Origin of the sequence: Dysgonomonas sp. GY75, from assembly GCF_015234155.1 — a bacterium.
In the GTDB taxonomy this organism is placed as follows: domain Bacteria; phylum Bacteroidota; class Bacteroidia; order Bacteroidales; family Dysgonomonadaceae; genus Dysgonomonas; species Dysgonomonas gadei.
The window spans coordinates 162,323-186,499 of sequence record NZ_JADCLQ010000032.1 but is presented as its reverse complement, the minus strand read 5'-3'; the positions used below and the strand labels follow the sequence as shown (position 1 = coordinate 186,499).

Genomic DNA, 24,177 nt, shown 5'->3' with positions numbered 1-24,177 from the left:
AAATGCCGTCAAAATTCAAATATTTTCTGCTATAATAACCTATTGTCTTGTTACAATCATGAAACATGAATTAAAAATAAAAGTGTCCACTTATGAAATATTACGAATACTTAGTTTATCATTATTTGAAAGAATGCCAATAGAAAATCTTTTTAATAATAATGATACGCAGATAAACTATCAAAATGATACTCAATTATGTCTTAATTTTTTTTAGTGGACACTAGTGTATTGCACACGCCCGTATAACAAAATATCATAACCGGGCGTATGCAATACGCCCCTACATGAGTCTGAAAACAGCCTTGTGAATTTTGGAGGGTTTGCCATGATTGTATATTAATAACAGCTAATGCCAATCAGTAGTTAAAGTAATTATTGTAGGATAGAAACGTTCAATTTTTCTAACACGCCAGCCTTTCTGTTTTTTCATTTTGCCTTGATGCAAAACGAAACAAAAAATCAAGGCTGCATCCCCCGGCGACCCAAAACCGCAGCTTCGATGGGGCAAAATAATACGGAATCATCTTTAGCCGGATTATCAGTAGGGTATAGCAGCTACCGTATTTTGCCCTACACCTACGCTTTACGGATTGGGTACCCCGCCTGTGGGACGAGGCCGGGATCGCGACGCGGCGACAGGACAAAGGTTCTTCAGGCTCTGGCCATACGTGCGTCAGCCGACTCGTAACTCGTAACTGCTCACGGGGCGTAGTAACTTGTAACTAAAAATAGAACATTAAAACTCAACTACTGATTCACACAACTAATAAATTTCTATATTTGCACCATTGACCAATAAACTCCGGAATGAAAAAAGGCAGTATCCTGATTGTAGATGATAATAAAAATGTATTGAGTGCATTGCGAATCTTACTTGATAATTACTTTGAAGAAGTCACACTATTGTCATCACCCAATATGCTCCTCTCTATGCTCAGAGAAAAAAATCCCGACATTGTATTGCTGGATATGAATTATTCGGCCGGAATAAATACAGGTAATGAAGGCTTGTTCTGGCTGTCGGAAGTAAAGAAGACCGAACCGGAACTTCCGGTTGTCTTATTCACTGCATATGCCGATATAGAACTGGCCGTGAAGGCCCTGAAAGAAGGAGCCAGCGATTTTGTTGTGAAGCCTTGGGATAATGCCAAATTGCTTGCAACACTACAATCTGCTTTAGCTCTGCGACAATCGCGAAAGGAAGTAAAGAAACTCAAAGAAAAACAAGATATCCTGAACTCGGAATTGACAAAAGACTCCGATGTGTGTTGGGGGAAATCCGGAGCTATGCAGAATTTGCTTTCAATGATAGAGAAAGTGGCTAAAACGGATGCTAACGTACTTATTACAGGTGAAAATGGAACAGGAAAGGAGTTGATCGCCCGGAAAATACATCAATTGTCATTGCGGGCAGGAGAAACACTTGTAAGTGTAGATATGGGTGCTATTACTGAAACATTGTTTGAAAGTGAGCTTTTCGGTCATACAAAAGGTGCATTTACCGATGCAAGAACCGACCGTGCAGGAAAATTTGAAGCGGCAGATAAAGGTACCCTTTTTCTGGACGAGATAGGAAATCTTAGCTATATATTGCAGGCAAAGCTACTTACGGCATTGCAATCGCGACAAATAGTGAGGGTAGGGAGTAATAAACCCATACCGGTAGATATACGTTTGATAAGTGCGACAAATCGCAATTTGTTCGAATCGGTGAGAAACGGTGAATTCAGGGAAGATTTATTATACCGCCTCGATACCATTCAGATCGAAGTACCTGCTTTGCGTGACAGGAAAGAAGATATTTCTTTACTGGCTAATTTTTTCTTATCCCGTTTTGCAAAAAAATATAATAAAAAAGGGTTGGCTCTTAATGATAAAACCATCGTAAAGTTGGAGAATTATTCATGGCCAGGTAATGTGCGAGAACTGGAACATGCCGTGGAAAAGGCGGTTATTCTATGCGACGGGATGGAACTGCAACCTTCCGATTTCTATATGAGAGCTACTGAAGACAGGGCTGCGATTATAGAATCCATCACACTGGACGAAATGGAAAAAATACTCATAGAAAAAGCGTTGAGCAAATATGATAAGAATATATCCGCTATAGCGGCCGAGTTGGGCATTACACGTCCTACTCTTTATAATAAGATGAAAAAATACGGATTATAATCCTATTTATTTATCTATATGAAAAGGATAAGTGATAAGTGAAAAACGGAAAAGTATACAGGATACGAGTAGACAAGACACGAGATACAAGTTGTTAACTGTAAATAGTGTTACCTTTGTTACTTTTTGAGAAAACTGTAAGCTTTGTCACCTTTTAACTATATATGGTTAACGAATGCAAAAATGATAAGAGGAAAACGATGAAAAAACTGTCAGATGTGTCAGGTTTTAATATTTTAGGGTTAATTAATGTAAAAGGTTTCTTTGAAAACAGGATAAAAAATGATTGAGAAATATGTTTAAATCGATAGAATATAAACTCTTCATATATATAGGACTACTGATACTTTCGGTAGCTGCCGCTACATACTGTTTCCTTGAAAAAGAATATGTATACGGGCCATTGTGTATCCTGATTGCCGTATTTTCCATTAACAGGTTGCAGAAACACTATAAAAAATTCAATCAGAATATTTTATTCCTGCTCAATGCTCTCGACAATGGTGATTATTCGTTCAATTTTGCCGAAACCAAACTGTCGAAACGTGAACAGGAATTGAACCAGATGATGAACCGGATCAAAGAAATCCTCTCCAAAGCCCGAAAAGAAGTTATAGAAAATGAAAAGTTCCTGAGCCTGATAGTTGAAAGTGTTTCTACAGGGATCATAATATTGGATGAGCATGATAATGTGTTGATAACAAATAAGGCAACGAACGAGTTGTTGGGAATGCCCGTTTTTACACATTTAAATCAATTGAAGGTAATAGATGATTCTCTGCCTGCTACATTCATCGATCTGGAAACGAATGACAATAAATATCTGAAAATAGCCAATGAACGGGAAGAGACTCAAATCAGCCTGCGTGTATCTAAAATAACCCTGAAAAGAGGTACAATGAAAATCTTTACGCTCAATAGCATCGGAAACGAACTGGAAGCGAAAGAAATGGAGTCATGGGTGCGTCTTATCCGGGTGATGACACACGAAATAATGAACTCAATAGCACCTATCACTTCACTGACGGATACATTGCTGTTCTCTTATAAAATATCCCGGGACAATCAATCAGGCGATAATCTCCGCGAGAATACAGTAGAAGCATTGGAAACCATCAGTTCCACGGCTAAAGGGCTTATGGTATTTGTGGAATCGTACCGTAAATTTACGGGAGTGCCCAAGCCTCAGTTGGAAGAATTCGATCTGATTCCTTTGATAGAAAAGGTAGTTAGTCTGGAGTCGGCAATGATGCAAGAAAAAGAAATATCATTAGAATTGCAAGGCGCTGAATCGTCCTTGATTGTAAATGCAGATGAATCACAAATCACGCAGGTGTTAGTCAATTTGGTGAAAAATGCAGTTGAAGCTTTGGGCACAAATGAAAATGGAAATATTAAAATAAAGGTCAGTCATACCGATAACAAAACGAACATAGAAGTATGTAATAATGGTGAGCCTATTTCACAGGAAGTGATACCGAATATATTCATCCCGTTTTTTACGACTAAAAATACGGGGACAGGAATAGGACTGAGCATATCCCGTTACATAATGCGGTTACATGGAGGAAATCTGAAGCATTACGCCAAAGATGGCTGGACTGTTTTCAGTATGCTATTCTGATCGGATATATTGATATCTTTTTAGCAAATTTATTAAAATATAACTATAAAAACAGGCGGTAATCATAATGGATCGAAAATTAATGTAAAGAAAATCAATAGAATAAACGAATGGTATGGCGCATAGTCTAAAGTATAGAGACAACAGATTATTTACTGATAATTACAATTATGACTTTAGGCATCTTTCTTATATCATTTTACATTATTTATTCCATATCATTGTTTTTAAGCTGTAGAAGCGCACGTTCGGAGAACGAGTGATGAAGAAGTACAAAAAAAGAAGCCCTACACATGGGGTGCAGGGACATCTTCAGCAACTATAATAAAAAACACTAGACTTAGCTCACGCTAATTTTATTTCTTTATCTAAATATACATCCTGTATAGCATTGATGAGCTCCACACCTTCTTTCATAGGACGCTGGAACGCTTTTCGTCCGCATATAAGGCCCATACCTCCTGCACGTTTATTTACCACGGCTGTGTATACCGCATCTTTCAGGTCAGAGGCTCCGTGCGATTCGCCTCCTGAGTTGATCAAGCCTACACGTCCCATATATCCGTTGGCTACCTGATAACGGCAAAGATCAATCGGGTGGTCTGATGCCAACTCAGTGTACATACGTTCATCCCATTTGGAGAAATTGATAGCTTTGAAGCCTCCGTTATTAGTAGGCAGCTTTTGCTTCACTATATCGGCTTTTATGGTTACACCTATATGGTTTGCCTGGCTTGTCAGGTCGGCAGCACTATGATAATCTACTCCGTCTTTCTTGAAATCGCTATTCCTAAGGTAGCACCAAAGGATTGTAGCCATTCCCAATTCGTGCGCATACTCGAATGCTTTAGCTATATCAACAATCTGCCGGCGACTTTGTTCGGAACCGAAGTAAATTGTTGCCCCAACGGCTGCTGCACCCATGTTCCAAGCCTCTTTTATGGTGCCAAACAGTACCTGGTCATAAGCGGTAGGATAGGTCAGAAGTTCATTGTGATTGATCTTTACAACGAATGGTATTTTATGTGCATACTTACGGGCTACCGACCCCAGAACTCCGTAAGTAGATGCTACGGCACTACATCCGGCCTCTATCGCTAATTTTACAATATTCTCAGAATCGAAATAGATTGGGTTTGGAGCAAAGGAGGCTCCTGCACTATGTTCGATATCCTGGTCTACAGGCAGAATTGATAAATACCCCGTATCGGCAAGCCTGCCATGGCTGAATAGGCGCTGAAGGCTATTCAACGTAGGGATGTTACGGTCCGAATCTATCCAGATATTATCTATAAAATTGGGTTCGGGCGCATGAATTAGCGACTTGTCGATAGTTTTGCTTACATGTCCGAGCAGGTATTCACTTTGATCGCCCAGAATGCTTGTAATTTTAGAATTTGCCATAATATTATTGTTTTAATGTATATGTAATAATTCATATCCATTGTATTTGCTTATCCTTTATTATAAAACAAAGTTGGTACATATAAGTTTTAAAACGGACAGATAATTTATATACTTCTAAAAGAATATTTAACATATACGCCTTATTTATAACGTGTCAAAATAACCGAAAAGTTAAAAAAAACTGTTATCTTTGCTTAGATAGTTCTAAGGAAATTAATCTTTTTGTATTTATTTAACCATATATAAAACATTATGTTACACGAATTTACGCTTTCCAGAGGAAGAGCAATGATTAACTTTACGCTCAAATATTGCGATACGAAACAAAAGCTGCTTAATAGTTACGGATTCAGACGTGTTGTCGAATCTTTCATTAAACAGGTTTTGAAAAAAGATGAAGGAGTCATTTATGACTATTACATCACCCATTTCGGTAGCGAAGACGAAACAGTGGATTCACTAATAGAAGTCTTTAAATTGCTGACAGTATTTGAAATAGATGAAGTTATTGCAGTTGATAATAAATATTCGAAATTCTTTGAAGATAAACATCTGTTTATAGAAGTTACCGAATTGCTTTTTGCTTACTGGAAAAGGCTTGAACGCTATACTATCGTAAGAAACTCGCGTCTAGGAGACGGATTACAAAATGTACGCTTCATTCAGGCTAACGACATGTTCAATGATCTTGTTTTATCTACAGGCCGCAGGATACAAACAACTGTCAATGGACACGAAACGCGCGTTTATCGTCAGTCTGTAGCCGGAGCTAATGCCGGACTTACATTGAACGATGTGAACTGGAATTGTCCGGTGGAATATAAAGGATTAACATCCATCCCATTTATCAGTACAGTTGTTTTTCAACCACCATATATTTCTTACACAAAGAGAAATACCCGTGACGGGATATTTCAGGAGCACCAACAGAATCCATTGGTGAACGTTGTGCTTAATGAAGATGATTGGTTTGTCTTTCCCGCTAAGGTAGGTAATATGCTTACCTTTGTTTATTTTCATAAGGATTTTATGGTTCATGGTATCGGACTGGCAAATCTGTTTGAATTGGCAACGGAAACCGAATATATCGGTAAAAAGCCCGATATGATATATGTATTCGGTTATCCTGACGGATACGAAGAAAAACGGACATTCTATTATAAAGATAAGAAGAATGATATCCTTATCGGCTATGCTAATTATTGCGATGATATCGATTATTTCGGCTACATGAAAAAAATGCTTCTTACATTACATAATGTAAAGCAGATAGACACAGGCCGTTTGCCTATTCACGGAGCGATGGTAAACATTGTACTTCGCAATGGTAAAGAATCCAACATTATCATTATGGGAGACAGTGGCGCTGGAAAATCGGAAAGTCTTGAAGCATTCCGTACCCTGAATGAGAATTACATTCGCCACATGCGTGTAATTTTCGATGATATGGGGTATCTGAAAAAAGAGAAAGACGGTACTATCAAAGCATACGGAACCGAAATCGGAGCATTTGTCCGTGTAGACGACCTTGATCCGGCTTATGCTTTCGAACAGTTGGATAAGGGTGTATATACCAATATGGACAAGATTAATGCCCGTGTTACAATACCAATCTCTACTTATGAGATTATATCCAAAGGCTATCCGATCGATTATTTCCTTTATGCGAATAACTATAATGAGGCAGATAAGAAAATCCTCATATATGATAATTTGGATCAGGCCATTCAGGTATTTGAAGATGGTGCCCGTAAAGCAAAAGGAACTACAACTGAAAAAGGATTGGTGAAATCATATTTTGCAAATCCGTTCGGACCTGTTCAGGAACGCAAAGAGACAGAGGTCTTGGTTCGCCAATATTTCAAAGATATGAAGGCAGCCGGAGTAAAGATAGGAGAGATGCATACATCGCTTGCTATCGATGGTAAGACAAAAGACGGTCCACGCGAAGCTGCTGAAGAGTTGTTCACTCTAATAAATGAATGATAGATCTCACTGTTACTATATAAAAAGGCTCCGGTACTATCCGGAGCCTTTTTTATTTGAGGGGGACAGATCCTGCCTTTTGTTGTTCCATATCTTCATCGCCGGTTTCTATTTTCAGCCATTTAATCAGTAAAGGTAAACCCATACCTTGTATAAGCAGCATCAATACAACAACTAATACGGTAAGAAATATAATGCTGTTGCGCTGGGGAAAAATAGTTCCATTATCCAATGTAACAGGCAGAGCAATAGCTGTAGCAACAGATACGATGCCACGCATACCCGACCAGCCGATAAGCAATGCATCCTTCGATGTTAGAGCTTTCACATGTTTTATCCTTTCAGCGCGGCGGGACGATATTTTAGTTCCATATCCGTCACTATTTACGATGGAAACCAATTTGTCCAGCTTAAACTTATGCCTGAATACAACAATTATACGGATGAGTAAAGCTATTACGAAAATAGCAAAGGCGCTAATTACGAGAGGAATGACTGATGATGGAGGTATTTCCCTAAGCACCTGTGGCAGTTCCAGGCCGATAAGTATAAATACAAGTCCGCTTAGCAGATAAATGATTATGCTCCACACAGAACGTGATTGTCCGCGTGTGACCTCCGACAATAGTTTGTTCTTATGTACACGTCCGGCAATGAGCACACCCATAAATACAACAGCAAGGACTCCGGAAACGTTCAGTTCTTCGGCAAACTGATATGCTACGAAAGGCAGCATCAGATTCAGACTGACAATGGCTGTACTTTCCAGCTTCACTCTCGATACTGTATATCTAAACAAGAAAGCCATAATAGCGCCAATGAGACATCCTCCCAGTATGGTGACAACAAATTCCAGTCCGGCTTCCCATGCCGAAAATATTCCACCTGTGGCTACACCGAGGGCAATACGGTAAGCAGTAAGAGCCGATGCATCGTTTATCAGGCTTTCACCTTCAAGAATTGTATTTGTACGATGGGATAGCCTCAGGCTTTTGGTTATCCCCGAAGTGGCAATTGCATCCGGAGGGGATAATATTGCCCCTATAACGAATGCTACCGGCCACGATATGTCGGGAATCAGGAAACGGGCTACTATGGCAATTGCAATCATAGATATGAAAACCAATGTGACAGCCATCATGGAGATAGTCCCGAAGTTAGCTTTGAAATCCTTAAACGGCATGTTTACGGCAGCATCGTAAAGCAGGGGCGGTAGAAATAACAGGAATACCACATCGGGATCGATAGGTACATAATGAAAGCCGGGTATGAACCCTACCGCAATGCCTGCAACCATTAACAAGACAGGATAGGGTATTTTTACTCTGGGAGCAAGAACTGATATGGCTATGGCTATAGCCAGCAGGAAAAGTATAACGTGATAATATTCCATATATAGATACTATGTATAATTCGGATTAAAGATAAATAAATTACAGCTTATATATCCATAAGTTTTCCAACCTACAGAAGAAACAATAGTAGGAGGGTTATAGTTTTAGGATATTAAATTTAATTATAGCAATTATTACATTAATAAATGTTTATTATGAATGAATATTATTTATGTGTTATTTGATATTATTAAAATAATGATTAGTTTTGTAAAAAAATAAATACATTATGCTACCTTGTAATTGTCCGAGCTGTCGGGCTCAATTGAAAGTAAAAAGTTTGCTGTGCGAGAATTGCGGCACAGAAGTACACGGATTATATGCGCTTCCAGTATTGGCCCGCCTGCCTGTAGAAGATCAGGAGTTTGTTCTCAAGTTTGTGAAGAATAGCGGAAGTCTGAAAGACATGGCTAAAGACTTGGGCTTAAGTTATCCTACGGTGAGAAATTTATTAGATGATATAATAGAAAAAATTAAAAGCTATGAAAAATAACAATTCTATTGCAGCATGGTTGTTCACCCCGTTTAGGTTTATAGCAGGGACAAAAGCGCTTATTATTGGTCTGGTTGTTATGCTTCTTTTATCCGTATTGGGATATTTGAGCAATACTCATTTCGATGGGGCACTGGATATTCATTATGGATGTCTGACCACCGGTACTTTGTATTTACCCCATATCATATACCAATTGGTAGGGTGGGGATTACTTACACTTGTGTTTTATCTGACTGCCCGTATCGTAACCAAATCATCTATACGGCTTATAGATATTGCAGGAACAATGGCATTGTCGCAAGCTCCGTTGATATTTGCGGCATTATTGGGATTTATACCTTCTTTTCATATTTGTATAGGTGATATTAACACAATAAACCTTGGTGAAATGATGGCTGTACTAAAAGAGAATGCCGTGATGATGACAGTCGCAGGATTGGTTACAATGCTATTTGCCATCTGGTCCATTGTTCTCAAATATAACGCTTATTCGGTTTCGGCCAATATAAAGGGTGTAGTAGGAGGAATATCATTTGCAATCGCATTGATCGTAGCGGAAATCCTTTCTAAAATAGTATTGTATATTGTTCTATAAATTGCTTAGTTATGAAGAAAGTGTATATTTTATTACTGTTATGTATATTATCATTTTCAATATCAGCACAACTGCTGGTTACAGAAGAATCTGTAATTTTAAAAACCGGCACCGGAGATATCTATGGTACGCTAAAAGTTCCGGTAAATAATAAGCCGGTCCCGGTAGCCCTGATTATTGCGGGTTCCGGTCCGACAGACCGAAACGGGAATCAACCTCAGATGAAGAATAATTCATTGAAAATGTTATCGGACGGATTATTTTATAATAATATAGCAACACTTTGTTTCGATAAGCGGGGTATTGCCAAAAGTAAGGCCGCCGGAAAGAATGAAGCAGACCTTCGTTTCGATGATTATGTAAATGATGTGCGCAGTTGGATCGATCTTCTGGCTAAGGATAAACGGTTTTCGGAGATTGTCATAGTCGGACATAGCGAAGGCTCACTGATAGGGATGATCGCTGCACAGGATAATAAGAAAGCCTTTAAATATATATCTATCGCAGGAGTAGGGGAACCTGCAGCAAATATATTGAAGGAACAGTTAAGTAAACAAATGGCTGCGCAGCCGCAGGTAGCAAGGGATATGGTATTTTCATATATAGACAAATTAGAGAAAGGTGAAACTATCATAGATGTTCCCACCTCGCTCAATATGTTGTTCCGCCCGAGTGTACAACCTTATATGATTTCCTGGTTTAAGTATAATCCGCAGGAAGAAATTTCTAAATTGACCATTCCTGTTCTCATATTGCAAGGTACAACAGATATTCAGGTAACGGTAAAGCAAGCCGAACTATTGGCTGGTGGAAATAAAAAAGCAAAAAAAGTTATCATTGATAAGATGGATCATGTAATGAAGAACAGTGAAACCACAGATCAGCAGATACAGATAAAAGATTCATATGCAAATCCTGATAAGCCTGTTATGCCCGAAGTGATAAAAAATATAAGTAGTTTTATTAAAGAATAAGTATTTCTTAAAAAAAGTGAAATAGAAAGCCGCGTTATTGCGGCTTTTTTGTTGAAAATTAGGGTATTGACAAGCGTTTGTGACTTTGTAAATAGTTTATTACAAATAGCCTATTCCTCAAATAATCTTATAAATTTGTATTCAGCTACACACAAGTATAAACCGGACACTAATTATAGAATGGAAATTACGCAGAAAAAAATCGAAGAATTGGCACCCAATGCCGATGCGGCCAAGAATGGCCGGGATCTGGTGAAGAAAAGCAAATTTGCAAATCTTAAAATCTCATCCGAAAAAAATCTTATCTGGGGCGAATGCGCCGGAAGTGGTAAGAATCCTTATTATTGTTCAGCAGATTATATTGAGATGAATAATCCTGTTTTCAGATGCAATTGCCCCAGCCGGCAATTTCCCTGCAAACATGCCATCGGATTGCTTTATGCTTATGAAGCTAATAGCGGGGCTTTTTCCGTAGCGGATGTACCGGAAGATATAGCCTCTAAACGTGAGAAGATCGAGAAGAAGCAAGAAAAGAAGGAGCAGGAGAAAGAGTCTATAAAAGAAAAGGCAGAGAAACCTAAGAAAGTAAATAAGGCCGCCTTTGTTAAGAAAATAGATGCTCAGCTTGCAGGTATGGATATTGCTGGGAAAATACTGAAAGACATTGTACAGACGGGACTTTCATCTGTTGACGCTAAAATTTCGAGAACTTTACAGGCACAGGTAAAAGAACTGGGTAACTACTATATAGGTGGTATACAAACCGCTTTCAACGATTTGTTACTGGAATTGGGAGACGTGGAAAATGAAGAATATACACAGGTTATAGACCAGATTAATTTTATATCTGCCCTCTTGAAAAAAAGTACAGATTACCTGAATAAACGGAAAGAAGACCCGGAAGGGAACCCTGAACTGGATTCGGCTATCGAAGAGCAGATCGGATATGTCTGGAAACTGATAGAACTTATGCAGTATGGCCTGTATGAAGAAAACGGAGAGCTAATCCAACTATCATTTAACAGCTATGATAATCAGGCGCGTAAAGAATATGTAGATGAAGGGCTTTGGCTGAATCTGAAAACAGGCAGGATATATAAAACGAAGAATTACCGGCCTTACCGTGCTGCCAAATATATAAAGGAAGATAACAGTTCATTCGATGTACTGCAACTCAAAGAAATGTATATCTATCCCGGTGACCAAAATCCACGTGTACGCTGGGAAGCTGAAGCCGTGAAGGAACGTAAATTAACAACCAAAGACTTAGCCACAATACTTGCTTTCGCATCAGCCAATTATGCTGATACTATAAAAGCTGTAAAGAATACAATCAAGAATCCATTGATGGACAAGCACCCGGTGGTATTGATTTCTCTTCACAAAGCATATTTGAATGGAGATAATCTTGTAGTTGAAGATAAGCAAGGGAACAAGCTGACATTGAAAGATATAGCAGAACAGAATGTTTCTTCGGCTACCAACCTGAAAGCAATTCTGCTATCCACACCCGAAGGCTTTGCCCTTACGGTAATGATGAACAATGACGTGCAAACAGGTTTGTTATCTGCTCAGCCAATGTCGCTTATCACACCCGAAAAGATAATAAGGTTATTGTATTAATACTTTTAACCGTTAAATTTTAAATCTTTAAATTGAAACTTCAATGAGACTACAACCATTATACGACCTTCAACAAGAAATAAACCGCCTGTTCATAGCAGGAAGTAAATTTGCTAAAGGGGATCCTCGCCTTCAGAAACATATTCCCATACTTCAGAAACTGGGTGAAAAAGCTCCTGTATTCAGCAAACTGGCAAAAGATATAGAAGAACTGCTAAATACTGATGCGCAGCAATCATCCGAAAAGTTGATGACTATATCTACGTTGCTTTATTCTATACTTTACACTCAGGGAGAACTAGTGGAAGCTGATGTCGAAGAAGCGGCACAGACCCCAAATATCCCACTGGATGAAGTAAATACCGAATATTCATACTTGCAACTGAAACCTGTGATGCAGGCTTTGACCACCAGTAATTCGGGGCGGTTGGAAATCCTGAAAGACGCATTGGAACGGAATGTATTTAACGATTCACGCACCTATCGATATCTGGATATTGCTTTAGGAGATAAGTATGCTGAATTGTGCGACTATGTGGAAAAAACGATTATACCAAAGGTAGGAAAACCGATTGCTCCGTTTTTGATTCAAAACTTTAAATATGAGGATAAGACGGAAAATGCAAGACGATTACGTTTATTAAATAAGTTCGGTTATCCGCAGTTGCCGGAAATGGTGGATAAAATATTATCTGAATCCCTCCCTGCTCTTCAGGCAGAAGCTATTCATATATTGAGTGCTGATCTTAAGAATGAAGAATTGATTATAAAACTGGCCGATGACAAGAATAAACAGGTGCGGGAAGCCGCCTATATGGGATTAGTGGAGTTAGGTACACGTACCAGTCTCGAAAAGCTGAAAGATGTGTATATAAATAATAAGAACAAGACAAATCTTCCGGCAATAGTTACGGCGCTAGCTTCTTCGAAGCTTCCATTTTTTTTTCAAGAAGTTTTTGATCAGGTTGTCAAAGCCTTCGAGGAGTTCGTTACATTAGATAAGGACGAAAAAGATAAAGTTTGGGTTGATAAATTGGAACGATTCAGCTATAACCTTACGGCATTGGGGAATAAAGGCAATAATGAAGTTATTGATTTCTACACAAAGGTGTTGAGAAACGAAGAGTACAACAATTTGATTTCTGCAAAGAAGAATTTATTGGAATATGTAGCTTCTGGTGTTACCAACAACATCCTTGAAGGACTAAAATCTTTTCCTAAAGCCCGGATTATTGAATTCTATGAAACTAATTTGAATGAAATCCCAAGGACTAACTGGAACAGATTTATGTGGGGGCATTATTTTTATGATGCAATGGAAGCCGGATATTCAAAAGAGAAAATGTTTGATGTGTTCAGCCCTCAGTTCAGGCAGGGCACTATTGGCATTAATCATTTGTATACAGTATATACCGATGACGAGAATTATGGTTATAGCAATATGAGCAACCGTAATATCAAAGTAGATACAGCTAAAATAGACAAACGTTGGCTAGAAATTCTTTACAGCCTGTTTACTGTCGATAAATATAAATGGAGACATGAACATAGCTGGGCTTTATTCCTTATCAGTGCTTGCGAAGCTGAAAGTGAAAAGTTGGATAAGTTACTCGTGAAATTAGTTGGGTTCACTATGCCGGGAGAACAGGCTATTATTTTCAGAATGATAATGGAACGAAAGGTAAAAGACCGTTTTGAAATTATTTATTCAGCAATGGCTAAGTATGCACCTAAAACTTATTATTATGTGCTTAATTCTCTTAAAAATATAGGGATATGGAATCAGCTTCCGAAAGAATATGCTGCTAAATACAGAGAATTATATAAGAAGAATCCATTGCAGATATATGAGGATATAGCAGACGAAATAGAGAATAAATAAGGTATTTCAAGATTTCAGGTTTCAAAATCTCAAAATTCTCATTATTTTGAAATCTTGAAACCTGAAATCTTGAAATTATTAAACATATAAAACAAAAGAATAATGTCAGAAAAAAAACAAGACGTACTACGGTTACCCGCCGAGTTACTATATGCGCATGAATTGGAAGCGCTGAAAGAAGAAGATAAAAAAGAGGAAAAGCCCATTGGTTGGCAACTTTCACCAAAAGCAGTATTGAAATTCGTAGTAGGAGGCAAAGCCAACGGTGTAGACATCACACCCAAATATATAGGCCACAACCGCCTTGTAGAAATAGCAATTGCAACACTTCTTACCGACCGTTCTTTACTGCTTATCGGAGAGCCGGGAACAGCAAAATCATGGTTGTCGGAGAATCTTACGGCTGCTATTTGTGGCGATTCGGCTAAGGTGATACAGGGTACAGCCGGAACAAGCGAAGAAGCTATCCGCTATTCATGGAATTATGCTATGTTACTGGCTAACGGCCCGTCTAATGAAGCATTGATAAAAAGCCCGATATACCGTGCGATGGAAACGGGTAGTATTGCCCGATTCGAGGAAATATCACGTTGTGCGTCTGAAGTTCAGGATGCACTGATATCTATAATGTCGGAGAAAACAATAGCTATCCCCGAACTGGGAAAAGAACTTCCTGCACAGCGTGGTTTCTCCATTATCGCCACAGCGAATACACGAGACAGGGGTGTGAATGATATGTCTTCGGCATTGAAACGCCGTTTTAATATCATCGTATTGCCTGCCCCAGCGAATCTGGAAACGGAAGTATCAATCGTAACCAAACGTGTAGCCGAAATATCCGGTAACTACCGTCTGAAAGCTAACTTGCCTACCAATGAAGCCATAGAAAAGATAGTTACTATTTTCCGCGAACTTCGTCAGGGTCTGACATTGGATGAAAAACAAAAACTAAAATCGCCGAGTGGTGTAATTTCTACTGCGGAAGCAATTTCTCTGATCACGAACAGTATGGCACTTGCTGCCAGTTTTGGAAACGGTACTATTACTGATGAAGATATTGCTGCCGGATTACAGGGTGCTGTTGTAAAAGACGAAGACAAAGACAAGCTGGTATGGAAAGAATACCTCGAAAACGTAATGAAAAAACGTGGGGCATCGTGGCGCGGATTGTATAATACATGTAGTGATATGAACGGGTAATAGCTTTTTCATATTGAAAAACACAGGAAATGGCCAATCAAAGTATATCTCAACGTCGAAGCATCCGCCTTTATGAATATGATTATTCACAAGAAGGATTATATTTTGTGACCATTTGCACGAAAGATAAGGTATGTTTATTTGGAGAAATTGTAGAAGAGGAGATGGTTTTGAATGATGTGGGAAATATGGCAAAAGAATGCTGGCTGGCCATACCTGAGCATTACCATCATGTGGAACTGCATGAATTTGTTATAATGCCAAATCACATACATGGGATTATAGGAATCTGTGCTGCTGTAGGGGCGAATAAACATTCGCCCGATAATATTCAATTCAGCTCTCCTGTTAAAACGATAGGTTCTGTTATTCGCGGATTTAAAATAGGTGTAATGAAACGTTATAAAGAATATGTTATGCGGGCGAATATTTATTCGCCCCTACGACAAACAGCGTCTATCTGGCAACGCAACTACTACGAACACATTATCCGTAACGATGACTCATACCAAAAAATAACGGAATACATCTGTGAAAATCCTAAACATTGGCAAACAGACGATTATTACAATTAGAATAAAAAATGACCAACCAATATAATATTTTCGGTGTGCGCCATCTGTCGCCGGGAGCATCCTATCACCTGATACAATATCTGGAGGTAAAGAAACCCAAATGTATCCTGATAGAAGGACCTTCCGATGCTACGGATATGCTGTATAATATTGCAAACAAGGCTGTAAAACCGCCTATTGCAGTATTAGCATATACCACCGAACTGCCTATCGAGACCGTGTTATATCCTTTTGCATCCTATTCTCCCGAATATCAGGCGATATGCTGGGGTGTGAAAAAGAAACTGGATGTGCGGTTTATCGACCTTCCTTCCGATATAATGCTGAAACTACAACAGGAAAGAAACAGGGAGGCTAACGAAGCAGCAGACGAATTCTATATGTTCCATAATGGGCTTTACGACAAAGTAGCAAGGCACTATGAAGAAGACGATTACGAAAGTTACTGGGAACGGAATTTCGAACATAATCTTAATGCCGGTAGATTCAGAGATGGTCTGAGTTACCAATCGGGACAGATACGGGATATGGTAGCGGACAAGGAATACGAAAGTGTACCTTATGATTACTCGTATAATCTTATCCGTGAGGCTTATATGCGGAGGGAGATACAACGGGCTATCGCAGAAGGTTTTAAGCCGGAAGATATAGTTCTTATTGTTGGTGCATACCATGTATCGGGTATTCAATGCGATTTGCCTGCCATGTCGGATGCAGAACTTAAGAATATTCCCCGTGCTGCTTCCCAAATTACGCTGATGCCCTATTCATATCTCCGCCTGAGTAGCCGTACAGGATATGGTGCCGGAAATCGTGCACCGTACTACTTTGAATTGATGTGGAAAGCGATACAGCAGGATAGAATGAGTGATTTATCGGCTGTCTATCTCTCAAAAATAGCAAAAGCTTTGCGTGAAAAAGGAGATAACGCTTCTTCGGCCAGTGTGATCGAGGCTGTACGGTTGGCAAATGCTTTGACTTCGATGCGTGGAGGTTCGCTCCCTGTGTTGAAAGACTTGCATGATGCTGTTGTCACTTGCTTTGGCGGGGGTGATTTACCTTCTGTTGCCGAGGCTATCAACAAGGTGGATATAGGAACGGCCATTGGTAGTTTGCCCGAAGGCGTGAGTCAAACTCCCGTGCAGGAAGATATGAATCAGGAACTGAAACGCCTGAAACTAACCAATTATAAATCAGCAGTAGCGCAGGAACTTACGCTTGATTTGCGCGAAAACCTGAAAGTAAAGACCAAAGAAGCTGCTTTTATTGATCTGAACCGCTCTACCTTTTTGCATCGGTTAAGGGTATTAGGTATACATTTTGCAGAAGAGGTACGTGTATCTCAGGATAGTGCCACATGGGCCGAAAAATGGATTTTGCGCTGGACACCTGAAGTAGAGATTGAAATAGTAGAAGCTAATCTGAAAGGTGAAACACTTGAAATAGCGGCCGCTTACCAGTTGAAAGAACAATTGAATGAATGCGCCGATGTTTCGCTTGCTGCCAAAATTATCCGGCAGGCTTGCGAATGCCATCTGACAAATATATTTGATAATGCATTGAGTACCTTACAGCGCTTGCTTGTCGATTCCAATGATTTCAAGGAAACGGCGTATGCTGCACATGAATTATCTATATTGATACAATACGGTGACTTGCGGCAGTTCAATCTGGAGCCCTTAATCCCTATCCTGCAACAATTGTTCCTGCGTTCATCTCTGCTATTGTTAGATGCTTCGTCTTGTGACGATAAGGCCGCCGGTAGTACCGCACAAGCCATCAATGTGATGGAGCTGATATCGCAACAGCAATATGAAACGGTCGATGTGGAAACATGGCAGAAAGAATTGCTGAAACTGGCCTGGCGCGACGACTTGAATACAAAACTGTCGGGTACGGCATTTTCTATTCTGCTGGAACACAATCTAGCCAGTGAAGACGATTGCGCGAAGGAAGTTTCAAGACGATTATCGCCCGGTGTTCCTGCCGATTTGGGTGCGGGATGGTTCGAAGGCCTGTCGGGGAGGAACCGCTATGCGTTATTATCCCGTGTCTCGCTTTGGAAAGAATTGGACAAGTATGTTGAACAGTTAGACGATGAAGAGTTTTTCCGTTCGGTTGTTTTCCTGCGGCGTGCATTCGGGGAGTTTGAACCAAATCAGAAAAACAGCATTGCCGAGTTGCTGGGCGACATCTGGGGGACAAGTGCGGAAGCAACAGCTGAGATATTGCAATCTGAATTGACCGAGACAGAAACAGAGAAATTGGATGAATTAAATGATTTTGACTTTGACTTTTAAGTACATATAAAAATGAAAATTGTAAAAATCATATTCGGCGTATTTTTCACATTAGTTGCTCTGACTTTGCTTATTGATATATTCCGACAGGACGAAATAATCCATGCTTTCGAGAAACTGGGAGCATTCTTGATTGCAGGCGGGCTGGCTTTTTGGTTTATTCGTAGTACTGTGAAAAAGAAGAAAGGTAACCTGTAATCTTATCGTTTTTAATAAATTAATTGGCCTGTAATGAATACAAATGATATAATAAAATTACTGAATGATTTTGAGCCTGTAGGAGATGATGCCACAGATACAACAAAATTGTACGAAATAACTGATGAACTGAAAAAGAATATAGATGCATCTTTAGCTATCGAGGCTTTACTATCCATCTTTGAAAGATATCCTATGCACGATTTGGGTAGTCCGGGTCCGATAGTTCATACATTGGAAAGTTTTGCAGGAGAGTATGAACCATTCTTGTTTACTTCATTAGATAGAAAGCCGACTTATATGACCTTGTGGATGTTCAACAGGATTATCAATGCAGAAAAGAACAAAAACCGCAGGCTGGAATATATTAATCGGATGAAAGGATATGCCGAGCATCGCAAAGCCGATGATTTTGCAAAAGAAGAAGCATTGGAGTATTATAAATATCAGACAGAAGAATAATATAGTAAAACGATGAATGATAACAAAAATACAACCCGCTGGCGCCTCATACTCGGCTCTGATACCCGTGCTTTGGCGAATGTAGGGCTGAACGAACAACAGTCGGTAATGGACGCCGCCCTTGCTGCCATTTATGATGGGAATACGTCGCAAAGTGGGGCAGCAGGTAAGAAAGGCGGGCTCGGACCCTCGGCTCCTAATCTGGCAAAGTGGCTTACCGATGTGCGTACGTTTTTCCCACAGGATGTGGTGAGTGTAATACAATCGGATGCTATCGAACGTAAAGGATTGACAAAGCTATTGTTTGAGCCTGAAACACTCAAAAATGTAAAACCGGATATCTCGATGGTCGGTACGCTGATGGCTCTGAAAGGACAAATACCCGAAAAATCGAAAGAAACTGCCCGCCAACTGGTAAAAGAAGTGGTAGACGAAATTATGAAACGCATGGAACAGAACCTGCGCCGGGCAGTCACAGGCGCATTGAATAAAAAAGCGCATTCACCTATCAGTAATTTTGCTTCCACAGATTGGAAACGGACAATAAACCGTAATCTCAAGAATTACGATACGAAGACAAAACGCCTTATCCCCGAAAAGTTCTACTTCTTCGAACGCAGCCAGAAGCAAAAGAACTGGACGGTAATACTCGATATAGACCAGAGTGGCTCGATGGCCGATTCTATTATTTATTCATCTGTGATGGGCTCTATCTTTGCCAGTATGCCTGCATTAGATACACATGTGGTGGCGTTTGATACACAAGTTACAGACCTGACGGAGCTTTGCCGAAACGACCCCGTGGATATGCTTTTCGGCGTACAATTGGGAGGTGGTACAGATATCAACAAATCCGTGGCCTATTGTCAGGACCTGATAACCAACCCACGCAAGACGATGTTTATCCTCATTTCCGACCTCTATGAAGGCGGTGTGCGTGCGGGATTGCTACGAAGATTGTCGCAAATGCACGAAGATGGCGTAAAAGTTATAACTTTGCTGGCGTTATCCGATAGCGGACGTCCCGATTATGATGCAAATCTGGGTAAAGAAATCAGTAAACTGGAAATCGCCTGTTTTGCCTGCTCACCGGATAAGTTGCCTGAATTAGTTGAAGCAGCTTTGAAAGGTATGGATTTGACAAAATTTGGGCAAAAGGATAAGGTTTGATTATAGATTGGTATTATGAGATACTTTGTAACTTCTGTTTTATTAATACTAATAATTATATTTACTAATTCATGTGTAACAGATACCCGTCATGCTATTACATCATGTGGCGATGGTCCTTATCTCTTTATGAAAGGGGACTCGGCAATGGTCATAACACAAAAGCGAGATGGTATATTTGATTCGTTGTATTTTTCGAATTCCGAATTGCAGAATTTAACTTTCAGATATGAATTTGATGGTATTCCATATCCCGCGCTGTCTTTTAATATTGATTCTCAATCTGTAAATATCCACAAAAAAGGAATATTTCCTATGCCAGATAAAGTATTGGCGGTATCGGATATTGAAGGAAATTACGAGAAATATTATGATTTACTACTAGCAAATAATGTAATAGACTCATTATATAAATGGACATTCGGAAAAGGGCATTTGGTTATCATTGGCGACCTGGTAGACAGAGGTAATTATGTTACACAATGCTTATGGCTGACTTACTATTTAGAGAAGGAAGCAAAAAGAAATGGTGGTGAAGTACATTATCTATTAGGAAACCACGAACAGCTTCTATTATCGGGATATGATAATTATTGTGCTCAGAAATATAAGGATATTTTTAAAAGTCTACATACAAATGTTTCGCATATGTATTCTAAGCAGACTAAACTAGGTGAATGGATAAGGAGTAAAAGCTCAATTATAAAAATAGGAGATTATATTTTTGTTCATGCCGGTATAAGCCCATCTGTCTTAAAATATAACCTGACTATGGAAAAAATTAATTTTGAGGTTTCGAGAGCTATAGATACAAATGATTTTAAGACAGATGAATCATTGGAATTACTTACACAAGAGGGAATTCTCTGGTATCGAGGTCTCATTGAAGATGATGACAATAAACAGTATAAAAAAGCGACAGAAGCTCAGGTAAACGATATTTTAATGTATTTTGAAGGTAAGTCAATTGTGATCGGGCATACACCAATAGACAGCATATCGAAAGATTATGGCGGAAAAGTTATTCGTATAGATGTAGATCATTATGAAAACAGCTCAGCCTTATATATCGAAAATGGTATTCAATATATAGTTGATAACAAAGGGCAAAAAAGAAATTTTTAATTTAAGGAAAACGATAAATCCCATGAACGAAAATTATAATAACTATAAGCAGCATACCAATGTCGGTTTCCGTATAATATCCATCTTCACCATATTACTGAGTGGATATATGATGTGTACATACTTTTATTCATTTGGAAATGCCACTTTTTTCGAAACGGTATCGAAACTACCTACAGGAGAAGTACCGCTTGCGGAATCCTATTATATAGAAACGGTAAAATATCCGGTCAGGGATTTTATTTATGGAACTTTGTTTTTTATCACCCTGATCTGGGCAATAGCATCGACAGCGAAACGAAACGTCAGGTCATTGTCTATATGTCTTGTTACTGCGATAATGTTATGTGTCGCCGTATTCCTTATAAATGAAATATTGATTTATAGCTGAATCAGATAGATTTAGAATATCTGTTCTCTTTTGTATCTATCAGTTTGTCGAAAGATGCAGCTACATTGCGGACAAAAGGAGCAGCATCGGGAAGGATGCTTATATAATCCTCATTATATTCTATAATCCCATCGGCAGCAAATGCCTGTAATGCTGTTTCGTTATAATTAACAGCAGATTTTATCTTCGCCACAGGAATATCCAATGTATTGGACAACTCCGGCCAATTTACCGTATAATTACACATTAGTTGAGAAATAACCTCGCGTGTAATCTGTTCCTCTTCATTCAATATATAGCCTTTTGCAATAGGAAAAACGCCTTCGTTTATTTGCCTGATATAAGTATTCAGGTCTTTAGTATTCTGGCTGTAGGCTGTTGCCAACTGGCTGATACCTGTTATGCCGAATGCGTAAACCTGCCCTGTAGTCCTGCGGGTACAATATCCTTGAAAATTACGGTGCAGTGCTTTCGATTGTTGAGCAGCGAATAATTCATCGTCAGGAAGTACGAAGTGGTCGAGTCCGATAACTTTATAGCCTGCATCGGTTAATAGTTTTTTTGCTGTTGTATATAGCTGGCTCTTTATTTCCACCGATGGTAAGCCAACTTTCTCCAGGTTCTTCTGCAATTCGTTTACCCAGGGTACATGGGCGTAAGAGAAAGTAACTATCCTGTCGGGACGCAGTGCGATGGCTCTATTTATAGTTTTGGCAAATGATTCGGGTGTTTGCAGCGGCAGCCCATATATAAAATCCATATTCAACGACACATTCCTGTTGCGTAATATGCGGACTACATCTTCCATAGCCATTCTCGGGGCTTTGCGGTTCGATGCTTTCAATACCTCTTCGTCAAAGTCCTGTACTCCGAGGCTGATACGGTTGAATCCGGCATCTACAAGCTCATTCCAATACCCTTCATCGGCATAGCCGGGATGGCATTCAATGGCTATTTCGGGATTTTCTATACAATCGAATTCGGATAATATCAGTTCATTCAGCTCTTTAAGTACCGATACGGGTTGCGATGTCGGTGTACCTCCGCCGTAGTGTATCTGCGATATCTTTCGATTACGGTCGAGTAGGGGAAGCACCATTCTGATCTCCTTCTTCAATGCATCTATATACTTCAGTACAATGTCGTTATCTCTTAGCAACTGTGAATTGCATCCGCAATAGAAGCACATATGATAACAAAAAGGAATATGGATATACACAGAAATATGCCGTGGATTTTCCTTATTCGATTCTATAACGATCTGACGGAATTTTCCGGCTGTAAACGATTCGTTGAAAAAGTTTGCAGGTGGATAGCTCGTATATCTTGGTACAGGTATGCTGTATTTATTCAGTAATTCTTGTTTCATCTTTTTCTTTCGGTGCTTTTAATTTGAATGCAAAGAGTATAAATGTAAATGAAATGGCCGCAATACACATTTCCACAGCAAACAGACCTTTGTATGTAATCATGGCGGCTATCTTACCCGAACTGACGCCCATTATGATGCCGCTAAGGTGCGTGATAACCGTTTGTATAGTAAAATCGGTACCTTCGTATCCCTTGCGCACACAGTCCATAGCAGTGGTATATACCACAATGACAGACAGGCCGTAGCTTCCCCACAACAGCGAGATACCTAAATGTAATGTCGCTATATTGACAGGCAGTACAGTTACCAGCAGACAAAAATATATAGTAGTAATTAACGTGAATACGGCAAATATAAGACGTGCGGCGTGCCGCCCTATTTTACGCACGATGAAACCGCCTCCGAAGGAAGCAAGGCATCCGGTGGAAGTACCTACAATACCCGACATAACGCCTATTTCTTTCATATCATACCCATAGTCCACAAGCATAGGCTTCAACATGGCCAAAATACCGATCAACCCGGCATAATAGAAAAACAGGAAAACGATTTGTTTCCATATACCCCGTTGCCTGAAAAATCCCAGTATATCATTTGCCGTAGCTTTTTCGGCTTGCTTTTCTTTTATGATTTCATGTCCCCTGTTACCCTTGAAGAAAAAGAGGGGGATAATCGCTATGATGACGAATAAGGCGAGAAAGGGCAGGAGGTTACCCCATCCGAATTTATGGTAAAGCAGCAGCAAAAAACCTCCACCGACCATTGCCCCGGCAAAGCTGCCCATCGATTGCATACTGTTAGCAAGGCTCTTATCTTTTTTACTGAATGACAGTACGGCCAATGAATCGGTTGCTATGTCCTGTGTGGCAGATGCAATGAATGAGAATATGACAAGGCCTATTATCAGGTAGGGAGTGGTTTGGAAATCGAGGAACGAAACGGCAAGGATAATACTTGCATAGATAAGTTCGGATGAGAATATCCAGCGCTTAAAGTCGTTCAGCTTATAGGTTGAGCGGTCTACCATCGGCGACCACAGGAATTTGAGTATCCAGGGCAGTTTGAGCAACTGAAGCATACCTATTGTTTCCAGGGAGAAATTCTGTTGCCGCATAATAACAGGAAGCACCGTGGAAAAAAAGCTCATCGGGATCGACTGTGCAATATACAGGCAAAAAAATGTAAACAGGTGTCCTCCTTTTTGATAGTTTAGCTTCATCCCGATAGT

20 protein-coding genes are annotated in these 24,177 nt (G+C 39.6%); 16 read left to right on the top strand and 4 right to left on the bottom strand.

The genetic code is table 11. The features are described 5' to 3' along the window. Positions 1 to 810 precede the first annotated feature (810 nt). Both IR083_RS12435 and IR083_RS12430 read left to right on the top strand, forming a co-directional pair. A complete protein-coding gene (locus tag IR083_RS12435) occupies positions 811 to 2,175 on the top strand; it encodes a sigma-54-dependent transcriptional regulator (protein WP_194224549.1) in 1,365 nt (454 codons plus the stop codon). Between the two features lie 295 nt (positions 2,176 to 2,470). Then, positions 2,471 to 3,799 carry a sensor histidine kinase gene (locus IR083_RS12430; protein ID WP_194224548.1) on the top strand — a complete coding sequence of 443 codons (1,329 nt, stop codon included), beginning with the start codon at positions 2,471 to 2,473 and terminating at the stop codon, positions 3,797 to 3,799. A 345-nt stretch (positions 3,800 to 4,144) separates the two neighbouring features. Here IR083_RS12430 and IR083_RS12425 read toward each other — a convergent pair whose 3' ends face one another. After that, on the bottom strand, positions 4,145 to 5,203 hold the full coding sequence (locus IR083_RS12425) for a class I fructose-bisphosphate aldolase (protein ID WP_194224547.1): 1,059 nt from the start codon (positions 5,201 to 5,203) through the stop codon (positions 4,145 to 4,147). 255 nt (positions 5,204 to 5,458) lie between these two features. On the opposite strand from IR083_RS12425, the gene IR083_RS12420 reads away from it, so the two are divergent. Continuing rightward, positions 5,459 to 7,192: a hypothetical protein gene (locus tag IR083_RS12420; protein ID WP_006798222.1), complete on the top strand. Its 1,734-nt coding sequence runs from the start codon at positions 5,459 to 5,461 to the stop codon at positions 7,190 to 7,192. A gap of 52 nt (positions 7,193 to 7,244) precedes the next feature. Here IR083_RS12420 and IR083_RS12415 read toward each other — a convergent pair whose 3' ends face one another. Continuing rightward, on the bottom strand, positions 7,245 to 8,585 hold the full coding sequence (locus IR083_RS12415) for a Na+/H+ antiporter (protein WP_194224546.1): 1,341 nt from the start codon (positions 8,583 to 8,585) through the stop codon (positions 7,245 to 7,247). A gap of 230 nt (positions 8,586 to 8,815) precedes the next feature. Between IR083_RS12415 and IR083_RS12410 the strand changes: the two genes are divergently transcribed. The 13 genes from IR083_RS12410 (at position 8,816) to IR083_RS12350 (ending at position 21,577) form a co-directional block, all read left to right on the top strand. Next, the gene (locus tag IR083_RS12410; protein ID WP_194224545.1) at positions 8,816 to 9,079 is read left to right on the top strand and encodes a DUF2089 family protein; all 264 of its coding nucleotides are present in this window, start codon (positions 8,816 to 8,818) and stop codon (positions 9,077 to 9,079) included. Further along, a complete protein-coding gene (locus tag IR083_RS12405) occupies positions 9,069 to 9,677 on the top strand; it encodes a hypothetical protein (RefSeq protein ID WP_194224544.1) in 609 nt (202 codons plus the stop codon). The genes IR083_RS12410 and IR083_RS12405 overlap by 11 nt, the downstream gene beginning before the upstream one ends. 11 nt (positions 9,678 to 9,688) lie before the next feature. After that, positions 9,689 to 10,651, top strand: coding sequence for an alpha/beta hydrolase (locus IR083_RS12400; RefSeq protein ID WP_194224543.1), 963 nt, complete (start codon positions 9,689 to 9,691; stop codon positions 10,649 to 10,651). A gap of 180 nt (positions 10,652 to 10,831) precedes the next feature. Next, entirely contained in the window at positions 10,832 to 12,274 is a 1,443-nt protein-coding gene (locus tag IR083_RS12395) for an SWIM zinc finger domain-containing protein (RefSeq protein WP_194224542.1), read from the top strand. A gap of 43 nt (positions 12,275 to 12,317) precedes the next feature. Continuing rightward, positions 12,318 to 14,156, top strand: a complete 1,839-nt coding sequence (locus IR083_RS12390) for a HEAT repeat domain-containing protein (RefSeq protein ID WP_194224541.1) — start codon at positions 12,318 to 12,320, stop codon at positions 14,154 to 14,156. 102 nt (positions 14,157 to 14,258) lie between these two features. After that, the gene (locus IR083_RS12385) at positions 14,259 to 15,356 is read left to right on the top strand and encodes an ATP-binding protein (RefSeq protein WP_194224540.1); all 1,098 of its coding nucleotides are present in this window, start codon (positions 14,259 to 14,261) and stop codon (positions 15,354 to 15,356) included. A gap of 29 nt (positions 15,357 to 15,385) precedes the next feature. Next, on the top strand, positions 15,386 to 15,931 hold the full coding sequence (locus tag IR083_RS12380; RefSeq protein WP_194224539.1) for a transposase: 546 nt from the start codon (positions 15,386 to 15,388) through the stop codon (positions 15,929 to 15,931). A gap of 8 nt (positions 15,932 to 15,939) precedes the next feature. Next, a complete protein-coding gene (locus IR083_RS12375) occupies positions 15,940 to 18,231 on the top strand; it encodes a DUF5682 family protein (protein ID WP_194224538.1) in 2,292 nt (763 codons plus the stop codon). Positions 18,232 to 18,243: 12 nt separating this feature from the next. Further along, complete coding sequence (locus tag IR083_RS12370) at positions 18,244 to 18,429, top strand: hypothetical protein (RefSeq protein ID WP_006798212.1); 186 nt, start codon at positions 18,244 to 18,246, stop codon at positions 18,427 to 18,429. A gap of 33 nt (positions 18,430 to 18,462) precedes the next feature. Beyond that, positions 18,463 to 18,891, top strand: coding sequence for a hypothetical protein (locus IR083_RS12365; protein WP_194224537.1), 429 nt, complete (start codon positions 18,463 to 18,465; stop codon positions 18,889 to 18,891). A gap of 12 nt (positions 18,892 to 18,903) precedes the next feature. Continuing rightward, positions 18,904 to 20,061 carry a VWA domain-containing protein gene (locus IR083_RS12360; protein ID WP_194224536.1) on the top strand — a complete coding sequence of 386 codons (1,158 nt, stop codon included), beginning with the start codon at positions 18,904 to 18,906 and terminating at the stop codon, positions 20,059 to 20,061. Between the two features lie 15 nt (positions 20,062 to 20,076). After that, positions 20,077 to 21,186, top strand: coding sequence for a metallophosphoesterase (locus tag IR083_RS12355; RefSeq protein WP_194224535.1), 1,110 nt, complete (start codon positions 20,077 to 20,079; stop codon positions 21,184 to 21,186). 22 nt (positions 21,187 to 21,208) lie between these two features. After that, complete coding sequence (locus IR083_RS12350) at positions 21,209 to 21,577, top strand: hypothetical protein (protein ID WP_006798208.1); 369 nt, start codon at positions 21,209 to 21,211, stop codon at positions 21,575 to 21,577. 1 nt (position 21,578) lies between these two features. Here IR083_RS12350 and hemN read toward each other — a convergent pair whose 3' ends face one another. Both hemN and IR083_RS12340 read right to left on the bottom strand, forming a co-directional pair. After that, entirely contained in the window at positions 21,579 to 22,946 is a 1,368-nt protein-coding gene (gene hemN / locus IR083_RS12345) for an oxygen-independent coproporphyrinogen III oxidase (protein WP_194224534.1), read from the bottom strand. After that, positions 22,924 to 24,168, bottom strand: coding sequence for an MFS transporter (locus IR083_RS12340; protein WP_194224533.1), 1,245 nt, complete (start codon positions 24,166 to 24,168; stop codon positions 22,924 to 22,926). Before IR083_RS12340 ends, hemN begins: the two co-directional genes overlap by 23 nt. Positions 24,169 to 24,177 lie beyond the last annotated feature (9 nt).